Here is a 16,832-nt window from a genome sequence, read left to right on the forward strand (position 1 = left end):
CTTCGTATCGGAATGACGGTTTCGTTCCGGAGTCGCGGTTTCGCGCCGAGGCGACGCATGCGTGCCAAAGGCGGCAGCCCGGGGCGACGCCGCCCATGCTTCCCTATACTTGCCCATTCGCCGCCCCGCCTGTGCCCAGCCATGAATCCTCCCCGCCCTGCGCGCCGCAGCCTGCCGTGGCTGCTGGCCGCGCTGTCGATGATCGGACCGTTCTCGATCGACGCGGTGTTTCCCGCCTTTCCGCTGATCGGCGCGCGCTTCGCGGTGGACGACACGGCGTTGCAGCAGTTGATCAGCGTGTACCTGCTCACCTATGCGGCGATGAGCCTGTTCCATGGCGCGATCTCCGACGCGGTCGGGCGCAAGCCGGTGATCGTCGCCGGCATGCTGGTGTACGCGCTGGCCTCGGCCGGGGCGGCGATGTCCACGTCGTTCGGGATGTTGCTGGCTTGCCGCGGCCTGCAGGGCGTGTGCGCCGGCGCCGGCCTGGTGGTGGGGCGCGCGGTGGTGCGCGACACGCTGGAGGGCGCGGCGGCGCAGCGGCTGATGTCGCGGGTGATGATGATCTTCGGGGTGGCTCCGGCGATCGCGCCGATGGTCGGCGCGCAATTGCTGGGCATGCGGTCGTTCGGCCTGGGCGGCTGGCACGGCATCTTCTGGCTGCTGCTCGGCTTTACCGCGCTGCTCGCGCTGGCGCTGCAACTGCTGCTGGAGGAAAGCCACCCGCCGGCGCAGCGCACGCGCTTCGCGCCGCGCACCCTGCTGGCGGGCTATGCGGCGTTCGGGCGCGACCGGCCGTTCTGGCCGCTGCTGGTGTCCAGCTCGGTGAACTTCGCCGGGCTGTTCCTGTTCATCGCGTCGGCGCCGCGCATCGTGCGCGAGTTGCTGGGGTTGCCGGCACAGGGCTTTCCCTGGCTGTTCGTGCCGGTGGTGGCGGGCCTGGTCGGCGGCGCCTGGCTGTCGGGGCGGCTGGCCGGGAAGCGCGGGGTGATCTTCACGGTGAGCCTGGGCTACGCGCTGATGCTGCTGGCCTGCGCGCTGCACCTGCTGATGGCGCTGCTGTTCCCTGCGGCACGGCTGCCGTGGTCGATGCTGCCGCTGGCGCTGCAGGGCGTCGGCGTGCAGCTCGCGTTCCCCACCCTGACCCTGCTGCTGCTCGACCGCTTCCCGCACCAGCGCGGCGGCGCCTCGTCGGTGCAGGCGTTCGCCAGCCTGCTGCTCAATGCCGGCGTGGCGGGCGTGCTGTCGCCCCTGCTGTCCCGGACCATGCTGCCGCTGGCGCTCGGCGCCTCGGTGCTGACGGTGGTCGGGGTGCTGTCGTGGCGCCGCTACCTGGACATGACGCGCACGCCGCGCGAGCCGCCGCCGCGCGATACGGAGCTGCAGGCGCAGATCGCCGAGCCGCGCTGAGGCGCCGCCGGCCCGCGATGCGGCCGCGGGTGCCGGGTTGCCATGACTTCCGTCAGTCGGCGGGCGGCGTGCAAGTAATTACGCTGGGCGGCACATCGTTCCCCGTTGCGCCCCGATGACCCCCACGCCCCGTTTCCGCCTTCCTGTCCGCAGGTTCCGTCGCCGCGCGCCGTGCGCGCTGCTTTTCGTCCTGGCGTCCGCGCCTGCATGGGCGCAGGTGACGATCGACGGCCGCATCGATCCGGCCGAGTGGCAGGGCGCGCAGCACATCACCGATTTCCGCAAGGTGCAGCCGCTGAACGGCACGCCCGGCAGCCTGCCGACCGAGGCCTGGGTGCTGTCGACCCCGCAGGGGCTGGCGGTCGCGGTGCGCAGCGTGCAGCCGCCCGGGGTGCCGCGCACGCACCAGCGCATCCGCCGCGACGAGACGGCCCAGCTGGACCGGGTCAACCTGATGGTCGATTTCGACGGTGACGGCCGCACCGGCTACAACTTCATGGTCACCCTGAGCGACGACATCAATGACGCGGTGATTACCGGCGAGACGCAGTTCAACACCGACTGGGACGGCCACTGGCAGCACGCGGTCAGCGAGGATGCCCAGGGCTGGAGCGTGGAGATGCTGATCCCCTGGTACATCGCGCCGATGCGCGCGGGCAGGGACGGCACGCGCACGGTCGGCCTGTACCTCGACCGCGTCGTCGGCTCCACCGGCGAGCGCATGGCCTGGCCGGTGGCGAGCTTCTCCCGGCCGCGCTTCCTGTCCGACTTCGCGCAGGTGGCGCTGCCGGCGTACAGCCAGCCGCTGCTGGCGGTGACGCCCTACGTGGTCGGCACGCGCGACCAGGTGAACGGCAAGAGCCGGTTCGACGGCGGCGCCGACATCTTCTGGAAGCCGAACGGGCAGACCCAGCTCACCGCCACCATCAACCCGGACTTCGGCCAGGTCGAGAGCGACGACCTGGTGGTGAACTTCGGCGCGGAGGAGACCTTCTTCACCGACAAGCGGCCGTTCTTCACCGAGAACCAGGGCATCTTCGATTTCAGCCTGCTGCTGGACAACACCCAGCTCATCTACACCCGCCGCGTCGGCGGGCTGGCGGACGACGGCAGGGGCTCCGGCGACGTGACCGGCGCGGTGAAGCTCAACGGCAGCGTCGGCGCGACCCAGTACGGCGTGCTGGCGGCCGAGGAAAGCGGCGACGCCGGGCGCACCTTCGGCGCGCTGCGGCTCAACCACGATTTCGGTACGCAATCGCTGGGCCTGCTGGCGACCCACGTGGACCGTCCCTTCCTGGACCGCAACGCCGACGTGCTGGGCTTCGACCATCGCTGGAAACCCAACGACAAGCTCACCGTGACCAGCAACGTGGTGGGCAGCCGGATCGACCAGCGCGGCCATGCCGCCAACGGCACCGGCGCCACCACGGTGGTGGAGTACGAGATGGACGAGCGCTGGACCCAGCAGTGGCTGGGCATGCACTTCGACGACAGGCTCGATCTCAACGACTTCGGCTACCAGCCGCGCAACAGCTTCAACTACGCGCACTGGGAAGTGCGCCGGCGCTACGCCAACCTGCCGGAGGATTCCCGCTACGCCTCGCACCAGTGGCGTTTCCGCGCCATCGGCATCGACAACGACCATGGCCTGAGGCTGGAGCGGCAGTTCCGGATGGTGCGCGACAGCCAGTTGCGCGACGGTGGCAGCGAGACCTGGCAGCTCAACCTCAACAGCCCCGCCTACGACGACCTGCTCACGCGCGGCCACGGCGCGCTGCGCATACCCGGCCGGCACAGCCTGTCGTGGGAGCGCAGCAGCCCGCGCAAGGGCGACTGGGCGTGGAAGTCGGAAGTCGAGCTGGTCGGCAGCGACCGCGTCGGTTCGCGCCGGGTCGGCTACGAGGCGATGTTCGAGCCCACGTATTTCTTCAGCGACGCGTTGAGCGCGTTCGGCGGCGTCACCTACCAGTGGCAGCCCGACTGGCTGATCTGGCAGCGCGACAACCTGATCGGCAGCTTCGACAGCCACTCGATCCTGCTCGACGCCGGCGTGAACTGGAACATCAGCAACCGCCAGGAGCTGCGCGTGAAGCTGCAGGCGCTGGGGCTGGACGCGCGCCTGCTGCAGGCCTACCGGGTAGGGAGCGACCGGCGCGCGGTGGCGGCAAGCGACCCGGTGGACGATTTCAGCGTGCGCAACCTCGGCTTCCAGATCCGCTACCGCTACGAGCTGGCGCCGCTGTCGGACCTCTACGTGGTCTACGGCCGCGGCGGCTACGCGCTCGATCCGCGCTACAGCGAGGCCGACAGCCAGTTCGGCCGCAGCTTCTCGCTGCGCGACAGCGAGCAGTTGCTGGTGAAGCTGGCCTACCGCTTCGAGATCTAGGGAAGGTCTGATTTTTGCCCGTCATCCCAGCGCAAGCCGGGATCCAGTGCCTCCAAGCCATTGAACGCAAAGGCGCTGGATGACCGGCCCTTCGGCTGTCGAAAAGCGCCTCCTGCCTGCGCAGGAATGACGGACAAAGGGCCGGTTATTCAGACCTGCCCTGGGCGCCTTTCCTTGCGTGGCGGCCGGTAGGATTCGTCGCGCGATGGCCCCGCCGGCCGGCTTCCGCCGCCCCCATTCCACGCCGCCGCGCCGCCGCCTAGAATCCGCCTGCCGCGCGCCAGGGGGTGCGCTTCGACCGATCGCCATGGGGCATCCCTGCCTGAGTTGCGGCGCCTGCTGCGCCTATTTCCGCGTCGCCTTCCACTGGTCGGAGGCGGAAGCCTTCATGGGCGGCACGGTGCCGCCGGAGCTCACCGAGAAGCTGGACCCGCACCGGCTGGCGATGCGCGGCACGCAGGCCGCGCGGCCGCGCTGCATCGCCCTGCAGGGCACGGTGGGCGAGGCGGCCAGTTGCGGCATCTATGCGCAGCGGCCGTCGGTGTGCCGCGAAGTGGCGCCGGCCTGGGAGTTCGGCACGCCCAGCCCGCAGTGCGACAAGGCGCGGCTGGCGCACGGCCTGGCGGCGCTGACTCCGGAAGACTGGCTCGACCCGCCCGGGGCCGGGGTGCCGCCGCTGCCGCAGAGTGCCTGAGCGCGGCGCTCAGGCGGCGCCGTCGAAGCGGTAGATGTCCATCGCCAGGATGCCGTGGTCGATGCCGGCCTCGATGCGTTGCGCGCGGGCGCCCGGCCCGGCCGCGCCCAGCGCGACGAACAGCGGCAGCAGGTGCTCGTCGGTGGGATGCGCGCGTTCGGCGAACGGCGCCTGCCGGCGGTAGTCGAGCAGGGCGCCGGTATCGCCGGCGGCGAGGCGCTGCTCGATCCAGCCGATGAACGGTTTCACGTAGGGCGCCTCGCGCCCGGCGCCGTAGCCGGCGCGCAGGTCGTGCAGGTTGTGGGTGATGCTGCCGGAGCCGACCACCAGCACGCCCTGCTCGCGCAGCGGCGCCAGCGCGCGGCCCAGTGCGAGGTGGTGCGCCGGGCCCTGCTGCGGCTGGATCGCCATCGGCACCACCGGGATGTCGGCCTGCGGGTACAGCAGTCGCAACGCCACCCACATGCCGTGGTCGAGCCCCTGCGCCGGCGCCGGTTGCGCCGGCAGCCCGGCCGCGGCGAGCAGGGCCGCCGCCTCGGCCGCCAGCGCGGGCGCGCCGGGGGCGGGATAGCGGACCTCGTACAGCGGCGCCGGGAAGCCGAAGAAGTCGTGGATCGTCTCCGGTTGCGCGGCGCTGCCCAGTTGCGGCTGCGCGGTGAGCCAGTGCGCGCTGGCGACCACCACCGCGCGCGGGCGCGGCAGCGCGGCGGCCAGTCCGGCCAGCCGCTCGCCGACCGCGCCGGGTTGCAGGGCGGTCATCGGCGAGCCGTGGGAGACGTAGAGGCTGGGCAGGGCGGTCATGCGGTGTGCTCGCGCGGGAATCGGTCCGGCCATGATGGGGACGGCGCCGCGCCTTTGCAGCCGCGCCGGCGCGAACGATGCGTTGCCGGCGCGGAACGCTCAGGCCGTGGGCAGGCCCAGCCCGAAGCGCAGCGGGTCGAGTCGCGCGCCGTAGTGCGCCGCCCGCGCGGTGTCGCGGCGCAGCGGCTGGCGCACCTGGCCGGCGCTGGGCGTGCGCACGCTGCGCATGGCGCGGTGGTAGTCCAGGCAGGCCGGATCGAACGGCAGGCCGCAGAACGCCAGCAGGGCGTGGATCTCGCCCTCCGGATCGGCGAGCAGGTCCTCGTAGCGCTGGATGCGTATGCGCTGCGGGGCGGTTGCCTGCCACACCGCCATCGCGCGCTCGTAGTCGCGGATGTAGGCGGCGATGTCGGTCAGCGTGCAGGCGAAGTGCGGCAGCCGGTAGAACTGCTGCTTGTAGCAGGACCAGCCGGCCTCCAGCGGATCGCGGCGCGCATCGACGATGCGCGCGCCGGGCAGCATCGCGCCCAGCAGGCCGCTGTAGAGCCAGTTCGCCGGCAGCTTGTCGGTGCTGCGCGGCCGCTGCGTGCGCCAGCGCGCGGTGCGTTCCAGGTAGCGCCGGCCGAGCCGCTGCCAGTCGCCGGCGCCGGCCGTGCGCGCCCATTGCGTGAACGGCTGGCCGCGCCGCCGCGATTCCTCGCCGATCACCTCGTCCATGTCGGGCAATTCGCTGGCGCCCTCGACCTGCGGATGCGCGGCGAGGATCTGCTCGAACAGGGTGGAGCCGGAACGGGGCAGGCCGACGATGAAGACCAGCTCGCGGCCGAGCTGCGGGTCGGGCGGTTCGGGCAGGCCGGCGCTGGCGGCCAGCACCGCATCGACGTGGGCGCGGAAGGCGTTGGCCTGCCACGGCGCCAGCCTGCGCATGGCGGCATTGGCGTCGCCCAGCGCGGCGAAGGCTTCGTCGTAGCGGCCGTGGTCCTCGCATACCTTGCCCAGCGCGAAACCCATCGCGATGCGGTCGGCGTCGGCCAGGCCGGGGCGGCGCAGGGCATCGGCCAGTCGCAGGCGGTCCTGTTCGGACAGCGGCCGGGTCTTCATGTTGGCCAGCCCGCGCCAGGCGTCGCCGCAGGCCGGGTGCAGCCGCAGCGCGCGGCGGTAGGCGTCGTCGGCCTCGTCGAACCGGCCCAGGTGCACCAGCGCGTCGCCGAGCAGGATCCAGGCCGGGATGAAGTCCGGCGCCAGGGCGGCGGCGCGCTGCAAGGCGTCCACCGCCGGCAGGGTATCGCCCTGCAATTGCAGGTTGCGGCCGATGTTGAACCACGGCATCGGCGCATCCGGCGCCGCCGCGCAGGCGCGCCGCCAACTGGCGAACGCCGCGTCCAGGTCGCCCCGGCCGTGCTGGGCGTTGCCCAGGTCGGTCAGCGTCGGCGCATCGTCCGGCCGCTGCGCCAGCGCGCGCTGCAGCAGCGCCAGCGCCTCCCCGTGGCGGCCGCTGCGCGCGCGCAGGATGCCGAGCAGGCGCAGCGCCTCGGGATGCTCCGGCGCCGCTTCCAGCACCTCGTCCAGCCATCGCTCCGCCTGCGCGGCGGCGCCGCCGCGGATCGCCCGCGCCGCCGCGTGCATCCGCTCCACCTCGGCGGGCGCCAGGCCGGCCATGCGCAGCGCGGCGTCGTCGGGATTCGAAGGCGTGGAGGTGGCGGACATGCGCGATCCCGCGGCAGGGTCAAGCGTCCGATGGTACGTCGGGTGCGCAGCCATATCGAGCGACGCGGTTCGCGGCACCGGCGATGGCGCTGCCCGGAGCGGTGCTGCCCGGAACGGCATGAGTCTGCTACGTTCTGCGCCTGCCGCGCCGCATGGCGCCGATCCGGACCCGACTCCCATGCCCTCGCCGGCTCACCTCGACGCCCTGGAAGCGGAAAGCATCCACATCCTGCGCGAGGTGCTGGCGTGCTTCCGCCGTCCGGTGCTGCTGTACTCGATCGGCAAGGACTCGCAGGTGCTGCTGCACCTGCTGCGCAAGGCCTGCTATCCGGCGCGCCTGCCGCTGCCCCTGCTGCACGTGGACACTACCTGGAAGTTCCGCGAGATGATCGCGTTCCGCGACCGGCTCGCCGGCAGCGGCGAGTTCGAGCTGCTGGTGCACGTCAACGAGGACGGCGTGCGCCGGGGCATCTCGCCGCTGCGGCACGGCGCCGCCGTGCACACCGACGTGATGAAGACCCAGGCGCTGAAGCAGGCGCTGGACCTGCACGGCTTCGACGCGGCGATCGGCGGCGCGCGGCGCGACGAGGAAAAGTCGCGCGCGAAGGAGCGCGTGTTCTCGTTCCGCACCGCGCAGCACCACTGGGACCCGAAGCGGCAGCGGCCGGAACTGTGGCGCACCTGGAACACGCAATTGCAGCCGGGCGAGAGCGTGCGCGTGTTCCCGCTGTCGGACTGGACCGAGCTGGACGTGTGGCGCTACATCCGCCGCGAGCGGATCGAGGTGGTGCCGCTGTACTTCGCCCGCGAGCGGCCGGTGGTGCGCCGCGACGGCGCCTGGCTGATGGCCGACGACGAACGCTTCGCGCTGCGCGAGGGCGAGCGCATCGAATCGCGCCGCGTGCGCTTCCGCACGCTGGGCTGCTATCCGCTGACCGCGGCGATCGAGTCCGACGCGGACACGCTCGACGCCGTCATCGCGGAGATGCAGCGGTCGCGCAGCTCGGAGCGGCAGGGGCGGATCATCGATCACGACGGCGCCGGCTCGATGGAGCGCAAGAAGCAGGAAGGCTACTTCTGATGGAAACCGGCTTGCTGCGATTCGTCACCTGCGGCAGCGTCGACGACGGCAAGAGCACCTTGCTCGGCCGCCTGCTGTACGACGCCGGCATGCTCGCCGACGACCAGCTCGATGCCTTGCGCCGCGACAGCCGCGGCCGCCACGGCGATGCGGCGCTCGATTTCGCGCTGGTCACCGACGGCCTGGACGCCGAGCGCCAGCAGGGCATCACCATCGACGTGGCGTGGCGCTATTTCCATACCGCGAAGCGCAGCTTCATCGTCGGCGACTGCCCCGGGCACGAGCAGTACACGCGCAACATGGCCACCGGCGCGTCGCAGGCGGCGCTGGCCGTGGTGCTGGTGGACGCGCGCAAGGGCCTGCTGGCGCAGACCCGCCGGCACACCTACATCTGCGCCCTGCTCGGCATCCGCCAGGTGGTGCTGGCGGTGAACAAGATGGACCTGGCGGGCTTCGATCCGGGCGCCTATGCGTCGGTCGTCGAGCCGTACCGCGCACTGGCCGCGTCGCTGGGCATCGCCGCGGTGCATGCGCTGCCGGTGGTCGCCGTCGACGGCGACAACATCGGCCAGCGCTCGGCGCGGATGCCCTGGTACGACGGCCCGTGCCTGCTCGAACTGCTCGAAACGGCGCCGACGCAGATCGCGCCGTCGGCGGATTTCCGCCTGCCGGTGCAATGGGTGAATCGTCCCACGCCGGATTTCCGCGGCTATGCGGGCACCGTCTGCGGCGGCCAGGTCGCGCGCGGCGACGAGGTGCTGGTGCAGCCCGGCACGCAGCGCGCGCGGATCGCGCGCATCGTCACCGCAGACGGCGACCTCGAACACGCCACCGGTGGCCAGGCGGTGACGCTGTGCCTGGACCGCGAGCTGGACGTCAGCCGCGGCGACGTGATCAGCGCGGCGGCGCGGCCGGCGCCGGTGGCGGACCAGTTCGCCTGCCACCTGCTGTGGATGGGCGATGCGCCGATGCTGCCCAACCGCAGCTACACCTTCCGGCTCGGCACCTGCACGGCGAGCGCGCGCGTCACCACGATCAAGCACAAGGTCGATGTGCACACGCAGGCGCCGCTGGCGGCGCAGCGGCTGGAGCTGAACGAGGTCGGCTGCTGCACCGTCGATCTCGACCGGCCGGTCGCGTTCGAGGCCTATGCGGACAACCGCACGCTCGGCGGCTTCATCCTGATCGACCGCCAGAGCCAGGCCACCGTGGCCTGCGGCATGCTGGACTTCGCGCTGCACCGCGCCTCGAACATCCAATGGCAGCACACCGACGTCGACAAGGCGATGCGCGCGTCGGCGAAGGGCCAGCGGCCGCAGTGCCTGTGGTTCACCGGGCTGTCCGGCGCCGGCAAGTCGACCGTCGCCAACCTGGTCGAGCGGCGGCTGGCCGCGCTCGGCTATCACACCTACCTGCTCGACGGCGACAACCTGCGCCACGGCCTCAACGTCGACCTCGGCTTCACCGCCGAGGCGCGCGTGGAGAACGTGCGCCGCGTGGCCGAGGTGGCGCACCTGATGGTCGATGCCGGCCTGATCGTGCTGGTCTGCGTGATCTCGCCGTTCCAGAGCGAGCGCGAGTTCGCCCGCGGCCGCTTCGGCGCGGACGAGTTCGTCGAGGTGTTCGTCGATACGCCGCTGGCCGAGTGCGAGCGGCGCGACAGCAAGGGCCTGTACCGCAAGGCGCGCGCCGGCGAGCTGCGCAACTTCACCGGCATCGATTCGCCCTACGAGGTGCCGCCCGCGCCGGAGCTGCACCTGCGGACCGCCGGCCAGCGTCCCGAGCAACTGGCCGACCAGGTCATCGCGCGGCTGCGGCTCGGCTAGGCCGGGCGGCCGGCGCCGGCGTGCAGGCGCTCCAGCCCGCTGTCCGCCAGCACCTCGTCCCACGGGAACAGCGGGCCGGGGTCGAGCTTGCGCGGCACCTCGACCGACGGGTCGTCGCTGGCCGGCATGCGCGCGGTGTCCAGGTCCTCGTGGCCCGCGATGCTGCGAAGGTTGGGGAACTCGTCGCGCAGTTGCGCCAGCAGCCGGCGCAGGGCGGCGATCTGCGCCGGGGGGTAGGGCTCGGTCATGGTCTGGTGGCGCGAGTCCCACCAGTCGGGATAGCGGCCGAGGTTGACCAGCTCGATGCCGATCGAATGCGGGTTGTGGCCGCGCACGTGGTGCGCGACGCGGGTGCCCGGCACGTAGCGGTAGGTAGTGCCGTCGCGGTCGACGTAGTAATGCCCGCTGTTGCCGGCGCCGCTGTCGTACAGGACTTTCTCGCCGTATTCGCGCGCGGTGGCGAGGTCGGGCAGCTCGGTGCAGTGGATCACCACCAGGTCCACCGCCTCCGGCGGGCGTTCCGGCAGCCGGTCGACGTAGGGCAGCGGCAGGTCGTGGATGGTCGGCATGGCCGCAGTCTCGCATGCGCCCGGGGCCGGGCGGAACGCCGCCTGCTACGATGCGCGCCTGTTTTCGGCAGTTTCGATGGAGACCGCGATGCGCGGCCAGGTCATTCTCTCGCACGGTTCGGATGCCGGCCCGGGCGCCACCAAGGTCAGCGCGCTGGCCGCGCTCGCCGAATCGCTGGGCTGGCAGACGCAGCGGCCGGACTACCGCGCGGACGACGCGCTGGGCCACGCTGGCTCGGTGGCGCCGCGGCTGGAACGGCTGCGCGGGATCGTGCGCGCGCAGCCGGCGCCGCCGGTGCTGGTCGGCTCCAGCATGGGCGCGTTCGTCTCCGGCCTGGCCTCGCTGGAGCTGCCGGTGGCCGGGCTGTTCCTGCTCGCCACGCCGGCGGAGATTCCGGGCTTCGCCGAGGCCTTCGACATGCGCGACGACGTGCCGGCCCTGCTGGTCCACGGCTGGCGCGACGAGCTGTGCCCGGTGGACGAGATCTACGCGTTCGCCGGCCGGCGCCAGTTGCCGCTGCTGCTGCTGGACGACGACCACCGGCTGGGCGGCAGCGTGGAGGCGATCGCGCAGCATTTCCGGGCGTTCCTGGGCCGGCTGGCGGACGCGGCATGAGCCAGCCTTCGACCGGCGCGTTCTTCGCGACCTGCCCGAAGGGCATGGAATACCTGCTGCGCGACGAGCTGGCCGCGCTGGGCGCCAGCGACGTGCGCGAGGCGCTCGCCGGCGTTCATTTCGCCGGTACGCTGGAGACCGCCTACCGCGCCTGCCTGTGGTCGCGCCTGGCCAGCCGCATCCTGCTGCCGCTGGCCGAGTTCGACGCCGCCAGCGACGACGCGCTGTACGCCGGCGTGCAGGCGATCGACTGGTCGCGGCACCTGGCCGCGCACGCCACGCTGGCGGTCGATGCCGGCACCGCGCAGAGCAAGCTCACCCACAGCCAGTTCGCCGCGCAGCGGGTGAAGGACGCGGTGGTCGACCAGTTCCGCCAGCGCGACGGCTCGCGCCCCGGCGTGGACACGGAAGAACCCGACGTGCGCATCAACCTGCGCCTGCGCCGCGACCGCGCCACGCTGTCGCTGGACTTGGCCGGCCTGCCGCTGCATCGGCGCGGCTGGCGCGAGGTGCAGGGCGAGGCGCCGCTGAAGGAAAACCTCGCCGCGGCGATGCTGCTGCGCGCGCACTGGCCGGAGACCTATGCCGCCGGCGGCGCGCTGCTCGACCCGATGTGCGGCTCGGGCACCTTGCTGATCGAGGGCGCGCTGATGGCGGCCGACGTCGCGCCGGGACTGCGCCGCGATTACTTCGGCTTCCTCGGCTGGCAGCAGCACGACATCGCATTGTGGCGCGGCCTGCTCGACGAGGCCCGCCAGCGCGCCGAGGCCGGCCTGCGCACGTTGCGCAGTTGCTTCTTCGGCAGCGATGCCGACCCGCGCATGGTGCAGACGGCCAAGCGCAACGCGCAGGAGGCGGGCATCGCCGGCTTCCTCACGCTGGAGAAGCGCGACATGGCGCACGCCGAGCCGCCGCCCGGCGTCGGGCATGGCCTGGTGATCACCAACCCGCCGTATGGCGAGCGGCTCGGCGAGCGCGCCGGGATGCCGCAGCTCTATCGCGCGCTGGGCGACACGCTGCGCCAGCGCTTCGCCGGCTGGAACGCGGCGGTGCTGGCCGGCGACGCCGAGCTGGGCCGCGCGATGGGCCTGCATGCCCGCAAGCGCTACGCGCTTTACAACGGCGCGCTGGAAACCGTGCTGCTGACCTTCGAGCTGAAATCGCGCGACGAGGCGCCGCGCGAGCGCAAGCCGCTGTCGCCCGGCGCGCAGATGCTGAAGAACCGGCTGGAGAAGAACCTCAGGCACCTGCGCAAGCGCCTGCAGCGCGAGGGCATCGCCTGCTGGCGCGCCTACGACCAGGACCTGCCCGAATACGCCGCGGCGATCGACGTGTACGGCGTCGAGGGCAGCGAGCCCTACCTGCACATCCAGGAATACCGGGCGCCGGCGGACGTCCCCGCCGACGTCGCGCGGCTGCGCCTGCGCGAGATCGCGCGCGTCGCCGGCGAGGTGTTCGGCGTGCCGCGCGAGCGCATCGCGCTGAAGACGCGCGAGCGCGGCAAGGGCGGCTCCAAGTACGGCCAGTTCGACCAGCGCGGCGAGTTCGTCGAGGTGGAGGAGGGCGGCCTGCGCTTCCTGGTCAACCTCACCGACTACCTCGACACCGGCCTGTTCCTCGACCACCGGCTGGTGCGGGCGAAGCTGCGCGAGCTGGCCGCCGGCCGGCGCTTCCTCAACCTGTTCGCCTACACCTCCACCGCCAGCGTGTACGCCGCCGCGGGCGGGGCGAAGGACACCACCAGCGTCGACCTGTCGGCGACCTACCTGGAATGGGCCTCACGCAACCTCGCGCTGAACGGCTTCACCGGCGCCAGGCACCGGCTGATCCAGGCCGACGCGTTCGAGTTCGCGCAGCGCGACCGCGAGCGCTACGGGCTGATCTACGTCGATCCGCCAACCTTCTCCAACTCCAAGCGCGCCGACGACTTCGACGTGCAGCGCGACCACGCGGCATTGCTCGACCGCTGCGGCGACCGGCTGGGCAGCGACGGGGTGATCGTGTTCTCCAACAATTTCCGCCGCTTCAGGCTCGACCGCGAGGCGCTGGAAAAACGCTTCCTGATCGAGGACTGGAGCGCGCCGAGCATCCCGTTCGACTTCGCCCGCCGCGCCGACATCCACGGCTGCTGGCTGCTGCGGTTGCGACAGCCTGAGGCCGGGGTGAATCCGTGGAGTACGGCGCGGATCAAGCGCTAGAGACTTCAGTGCGCATTAAGCGGTCCGGCCGGAGCATCGGCACGTACCAACGGAGGTCATCAGCATGAACAAGCGTGTGGGGAATGCGGGCAAGCTGTTCGCCATGGGCCTGGCCCTGGCGGGCATGGTGGCGGCGCCGATGACCGCGTCGGCCCATGGCTGGGGTCATGGCGGCTGGGGTCACGGCCGCGGCGGCTGGGGCCATGGCGGCTATTACGGCCACGGCGGCTACTACCGCCATGGCGGCCACTGGAGCGGCGGGCGCTGGATCGCCGGCGCGGTCGTCACCGGCCTGGTGGCCGGCGCGATCATCGACGCCACGCGTCCGGCGCCGGTGTACTACGAGCCGGCGCGGGTGGTCTACCGCCAGCCGCGCACGGTGGTCTACGAGAGCGCGCCGGTGGTGACGCGGCGGGTGGTGGAGACGCGCACCGTCTACGAAGACCCGTACCAGACGCGCTACATCCGCGACGACGGCTACGACGACTGACACCGGTCGCCACGAAGCAAAAAAGAGCCCGGCCATTGCCGGGCTCTTTCGTTTTTGCCGTCGCCCGCCCGCGGCAGCTACGGGTTGATCGGCTTGGTCGGCTGGTCGGCGCCGCTGCCGTGGCGCGCGGCATGCTTGCGCAGGCTTTCGAACTTCGCCTTGTCGATCTTGCGGACGCTCGATATGGCGCACGGCGGCTGGTCGCGCGCACTCACGGTCTCGCCGACCCCGCCGCAGATGCGGCTGCCGCCGACGGCCTTGCCCGATTCGCTGGCGCGGAACAGCAGGCCGGGAGCACCGATGCCCAGCCGCGGGCAGTCGGCCTGCAGCTTCACCAGGTAGCGGTCGGGGCCGGTGCGCACCAGCGCGGTGCGCGCGTCGACCACGTGCCATTCGTTGATCTCGCTGGTCCGGATGCACTCGGCATAGGGCAGCGGCTTGGCGACGGCAGGGGCGTCGCTGGCCTGCGCGGCGGTACAGGCGAGCACGAGCAGCGGCAACAGGGGAAGGATGCGTTTCATGGGGACACCTCGCGGTTGTTGGAACTGCGATGCAAGCATCGCGCGACCCGGCAGGGCGCGCCAGTGGCTGTCGAAGGCCGGCCATTCCCGTATCACGCAAAGTGAACGATTGCTCCGGCATCCTGACCGGCATGCCTTCGATCCTTCCCGCCCGCTGCCGCGGAACCTCCCCGAAAGGCCGCAGGAAGCCGCAGGAATCCGCGGGGGCGGCATGCCTGCGCTGAACGCCGCCGGCCTGCTCCAGCGCTACCGCCAGGTGCGTGCCGGCACGCTGCGGCTCTGCGCGGGGCTGAGCGCCGAGGACATGATGGTGCAGTCGATGCCCGACGCGAGCCCGGCGAAGTGGCACCTGGCGCATACCACCTGGTTCTTCGAGCAGTTCGTGCTCGGCCGCGACGCAGCGTACCGTCCGTGCGACCCGGCCTGGCACTACCTGTTCAACTCCTACTACCAGACCGTGGGCCCGATGCATGCGCGGCCGCAGCGCGGCTTGCTGTCCCGGCCGTCGCTGGACGAGGTGCGCGGCTACCGGCGTCACGTCGACGAGGCGGTGTGCGAGGCGCTGCTGCGCGACGACGCCGGCGCGCTCGCGCCGCTGGTCGAGCTGGGCCTGCAGCACGAGCAGCAGCACCAGGAGCTGCTGATCACTGACATCCAGCATGCGTTCTGGTGCAACCCGCTGCGCCCGGCCTACCAGCCGGCCGCCGCCGCGCCGCGCGCCGGCGGCGTCGCGCTGCGCTACCTGCCGGGACGCGAGGGCATCGTCGAGATCGGCCATGGCGGCGACGGCTTCGCGTTCGACAACGAAACCCCGCGCCACCGCACCCTGCTGCAGGCGCATGCGCTGGCGAACCGGCTGGTCACCAATGCCGAGTACGCCGCCTTCGTGCACGACGGCGGCTACCGCGAACCGTCGCTGTGGCTGTCCGACGGCTGGGCCCTGGTGCAGCGCGAAGGCTGGCAGCGCCCGCTGTACTGGCAGCCCGACCTGGCCAGCGCGTTCGGCCTGGCCGGGGTGCAGGCGATCGACCCGGAAGCGCCGGTGAGCCAGCTCAGCTACTTCGAGGCCGACGCGTTCGCGCGCTGGGCCGAAGCGCGCCTGCCGACCGAGGCCGAGTGGGAGGCCGCCGCCGAGGGCCTGCCGCATGGCGGCAACCTGCTCGACGAGGCGCCGCGTCCGCCGGCACCGGCGGGCGGGGACGGCCTGCAGCAGATGTTCGGCGACCTGTGGGAATGGACCGCCTCGCCGTACGTCAGCTATCCGGGCTTCCGGCCGCTGCCGGGCGCGCTGGGCGAATACAACGGCAAATTCATGTGCGGCCAGTGGGTGCTGCGGGGCGGCTCCTGCGCCACGCCGCGCGGCCACGTCCGTGCCAGCTACCGCAACTTCTTCCCGCCGCACGCACGCTGGCAGTTCGCCGGGCTGCGGCTGGCAAGGAACCGATGAGCACGAGCCGATGAGTGTGCAAGCCTGCGACCTGCGCGACGACGACCGCCGCCCGCCCGCCAACGAACTGCTGGAGATCGTGCAGCGCGGCCTGCGATCGCAGCCGAAGCGGCTGCCGTCGTGGCTGTTCTACGACGAGCGCGGCTCGGAGCTGTTCGAGCGGATCTGCGAGCAGCCGGAGTACTACCTCACCCGCTGCGAGATCGCCCTGATGGACGTCCATGCCGCCGGCATCGCCGATGCGCTGGGCGCGGACGTGCGGCTGGTCGAGTACGGCAGCGGCAACGCGGTCAAGACGCGGATGCTGCTGGAACACCTGGCCTCGCCGGCGGCCTACGTGCCGGTGGAGATTTCCGCCGAGCCGCTGCGGCAGAGCGTGCAGCGGCTCGGCGAGCGTTTCCCGCAGGTGCCGATGCAGCCCCTGTGCGCCGACTTCACCCGCGCGCTGCGGCTGCCGATCCCGCCGCGCGCGCCGCGCCGCACGGTGGTGTATTTCCCCGGTTCGACCATCGGCAATTTCGAGGCGCGCGACGCGGTGGCGCTGCTGCGCAAGATGCGTGGCGAGATGGGCGACAACGGCGGCGTGCTGATCGGCGTGGACCTGAAGAAGGACACGGCGCTGCTCGAGGCGGCCTACAACGATGCGGCCGGCGTCACCGCCGAGTTCACGCTCAACCTGCTGGTGCGGCTCAACCGCGAGCTGGGCAGCGATTTCGACCTGTCCGGCTTCCGCCATCGCGCGCATTACAACCCGATGGCCGGGCGCATCGAGACCAGCCTCGTCAGCACCCGCGCGCAGCAGGCGAGGGTGGGCCGCATGCTGGCGCGCTTCGCCGAGGGCGAGGCGATGCAGGTGGAATACAGTTGCAAGTACACGCTGGACGACTTCGCCGCTCTGGCGGGCCGGGCGGGGCTGGAAGTGCGGCGCGTCTGGACCGATCCCGAGCGGATGTTCAGCGTGCAGTACCTGGTGCGCGCCGGGGCGCCGGGGCGCTAGCGGGAGGCAGTCGCCAGCGGCTCCGCCGTGCCCGCAAGCCTCGCTGCGCAGTCCGGTACGGAGCCGGCCGCTGCGGAAGGACGCCGTGA

At 72.0% G+C, this 16,832-nt stretch carries 14 protein-coding genes; 10 read left to right on the top strand and 4 right to left on the bottom strand.

The features are described from left to right. The first annotated feature begins 141 nt into the window (after positions 1 to 141). The 3 genes from ASG87_RS05095 to ASG87_RS05105 all read left to right on the top strand — a co-directional run bounded on the left by ASG87_RS05095 (position 142) and on the right by ASG87_RS05105 (position 4,490). Entirely contained in the window at positions 142 to 1,410 is a 1,269-nt protein-coding gene (locus tag ASG87_RS05095; RefSeq protein ID WP_056001798.1) for a multidrug effflux MFS transporter, read from the top strand. A gap of 217 nt (positions 1,411 to 1,627) precedes the next feature. After that, a complete protein-coding gene (locus ASG87_RS05100) occupies positions 1,628 to 3,796 on the top strand; it encodes a DUF5916 domain-containing protein (RefSeq protein WP_235499568.1) in 2,169 nt (722 codons plus the stop codon). Between the two features lie 307 nt (positions 3,797 to 4,103). Next, on the top strand, positions 4,104 to 4,490 hold the full coding sequence (locus ASG87_RS05105; RefSeq protein WP_056001801.1) for a YkgJ family cysteine cluster protein: 387 nt from the start codon (positions 4,104 to 4,106) through the stop codon (positions 4,488 to 4,490). Between the two features lie 9 nt (positions 4,491 to 4,499). On the opposite strand, the gene ASG87_RS05110 is transcribed toward ASG87_RS05105, so the two are convergent. Then, positions 4,500 to 5,291, bottom strand: a complete 792-nt coding sequence (locus ASG87_RS05110; protein WP_056001804.1) for a class III extradiol ring-cleavage dioxygenase — start codon at positions 5,289 to 5,291, stop codon at positions 4,500 to 4,502. 99 nt (positions 5,292 to 5,390) lie between these two features. Then, positions 5,391 to 6,998 carry a sulfotransferase gene (locus ASG87_RS05115; protein ID WP_056001807.1) on the bottom strand — a complete coding sequence of 536 codons (1,608 nt, stop codon included), beginning with the start codon at positions 6,996 to 6,998 and terminating at the stop codon, positions 5,391 to 5,393. A gap of 178 nt (positions 6,999 to 7,176) precedes the next feature. Here ASG87_RS05115 and cysD point away from each other — a divergent pair, with 178 nt between their 5' ends. Then, positions 7,177 to 8,079 (top strand): sulfate adenylyltransferase subunit CysD, encoded by a 903-nt coding sequence (gene cysD, locus ASG87_RS05120; RefSeq protein ID WP_056001810.1) that lies wholly within the window; start codon positions 7,177 to 7,179, stop codon positions 8,077 to 8,079. Beyond that, positions 8,079 to 9,905: an adenylyl-sulfate kinase gene (gene cysC / locus ASG87_RS05125; RefSeq protein ID WP_056001813.1), complete on the top strand. Its 1,827-nt coding sequence runs from the start codon at positions 8,079 to 8,081 to the stop codon at positions 9,903 to 9,905. Before cysD ends, cysC begins: the two co-directional genes overlap by 1 nt. On the opposite strand, the gene ASG87_RS05130 is transcribed toward cysC, so the two are convergent. Next, entirely contained in the window at positions 9,902 to 10,474 is a 573-nt protein-coding gene (locus tag ASG87_RS05130; RefSeq protein ID WP_056001816.1) for an N-acetylmuramoyl-L-alanine amidase, read from the bottom strand. The genes cysC and ASG87_RS05130 overlap by 4 nt on opposite strands. 88 nt (positions 10,475 to 10,562) lie before the next feature. Here ASG87_RS05130 and ASG87_RS05135 point away from each other — a divergent pair, with 88 nt between their 5' ends. The 3 genes from ASG87_RS05135 (at position 10,563) to ASG87_RS05145 (ending at position 13,778) form a co-directional block, all read left to right on the top strand. Next, positions 10,563 to 11,090 carry an alpha/beta hydrolase gene (locus tag ASG87_RS05135; RefSeq protein ID WP_056002055.1) on the top strand — a complete coding sequence of 176 codons (528 nt, stop codon included), beginning with the start codon at positions 10,563 to 10,565 and terminating at the stop codon, positions 11,088 to 11,090. Beyond that, the gene (gene rlmKL / locus ASG87_RS05140) at positions 11,087 to 13,288 is read left to right on the top strand and encodes a bifunctional 23S rRNA (guanine(2069)-N(7))-methyltransferase RlmK/23S rRNA (guanine(2445)-N(2))-methyltransferase RlmL (protein ID WP_056001821.1); all 2,202 of its coding nucleotides are present in this window, start codon (positions 11,087 to 11,089) and stop codon (positions 13,286 to 13,288) included. The genes ASG87_RS05135 and rlmKL overlap by 4 nt, the downstream gene beginning before the upstream one ends. Positions 13,289 to 13,352: 64 nt before the next feature. Then, on the top strand, positions 13,353 to 13,778 hold the full coding sequence (locus ASG87_RS05145; protein WP_056001822.1) for a hypothetical protein: 426 nt from the start codon (positions 13,353 to 13,355) through the stop codon (positions 13,776 to 13,778). Positions 13,779 to 13,855: 77 nt separating this feature from the next. Here ASG87_RS05145 and ASG87_RS05150 read toward each other — a convergent pair whose 3' ends face one another. Then, positions 13,856 to 14,299, bottom strand: coding sequence for a DUF6491 family protein (locus ASG87_RS05150; protein ID WP_056001825.1), 444 nt, complete (start codon positions 14,297 to 14,299; stop codon positions 13,856 to 13,858). A 211-nt stretch (positions 14,300 to 14,510) separates the two neighbouring features. Here ASG87_RS05150 and egtB point away from each other — a divergent pair, with 211 nt between their 5' ends. Then, on the top strand, positions 14,511 to 15,746 hold the full coding sequence (gene egtB / locus ASG87_RS05155; RefSeq protein WP_056001829.1) for an ergothioneine biosynthesis protein EgtB: 1,236 nt from the start codon (positions 14,511 to 14,513) through the stop codon (positions 15,744 to 15,746). Positions 15,747 to 15,756: 10 nt separating this feature from the next. Continuing rightward, on the top strand, positions 15,757 to 16,743 hold the full coding sequence (egtD, locus tag ASG87_RS05160) for an L-histidine N(alpha)-methyltransferase (RefSeq protein ID WP_056001832.1): 987 nt from the start codon (positions 15,757 to 15,759) through the stop codon (positions 16,741 to 16,743). Positions 16,744 to 16,832 lie beyond the last annotated feature (89 nt).

The organism is Frateuria sp. Soil773, from assembly GCF_001428405.1.
In the GTDB taxonomy this organism is placed as follows: Bacteria; Pseudomonadota; Gammaproteobacteria; order Xanthomonadales; family Rhodanobacteraceae; genus LMSL01.

Coding starts and splice junctions, on each gene's coding strand:
- ASG87_RS05095 (WP_056001798.1), top strand. CDS start 142: ATGAATCCTCCCCGCCCTGCGCGCCGCAGCCTGCCGTGGCTGCTGGCC.
- ASG87_RS05105 (WP_056001801.1), top strand. CDS start 4,104: ATGGGGCATCCCTGCCTGAGTTGCGGCGCCTGCTGCGCCTATTTCCGC.
- ASG87_RS05110 (WP_056001804.1), bottom strand. CDS start 5,291: ATGACCGCCCTGCCCAGCCTCTACGTCTCCCACGGCTCGCCGATGACC.
- ASG87_RS05115 (WP_056001807.1), bottom strand. CDS start 6,998: ATGTCCGCCACCTCCACGCCTTCGAATCCCGACGACGCCGCGCTGCGC.
- cysD (WP_056001810.1), top strand. CDS start 7,177: ATGCCCTCGCCGGCTCACCTCGACGCCCTGGAAGCGGAAAGCATCCAC.
- cysC (WP_056001813.1), top strand. CDS start 8,079: ATGGAAACCGGCTTGCTGCGATTCGTCACCTGCGGCAGCGTCGACGAC.
- ASG87_RS05130 (WP_056001816.1), bottom strand. CDS start 10,474: ATGCCGACCATCCACGACCTGCCGCTGCCCTACGTCGACCGGCTGCCG.
- ASG87_RS05135 (WP_056002055.1), top strand. CDS start 10,563: ATGCGCGGCCAGGTCATTCTCTCGCACGGTTCGGATGCCGGCCCGGGC.
- rlmKL (WP_056001821.1), top strand. CDS start 11,087: ATGAGCCAGCCTTCGACCGGCGCGTTCTTCGCGACCTGCCCGAAGGGC.
- ASG87_RS05145 (WP_056001822.1), top strand. CDS start 13,353: ATGAACAAGCGTGTGGGGAATGCGGGCAAGCTGTTCGCCATGGGCCTG.
- ASG87_RS05150 (WP_056001825.1), bottom strand. CDS start 14,299: ATGAAACGCATCCTTCCCCTGTTGCCGCTGCTCGTGCTCGCCTGTACC.
- egtB (WP_056001829.1), top strand. CDS start 14,511: ATGCCTGCGCTGAACGCCGCCGGCCTGCTCCAGCGCTACCGCCAGGTG.
- egtD (WP_056001832.1), top strand. CDS start 15,757: ATGAGTGTGCAAGCCTGCGACCTGCGCGACGACGACCGCCGCCCGCCC.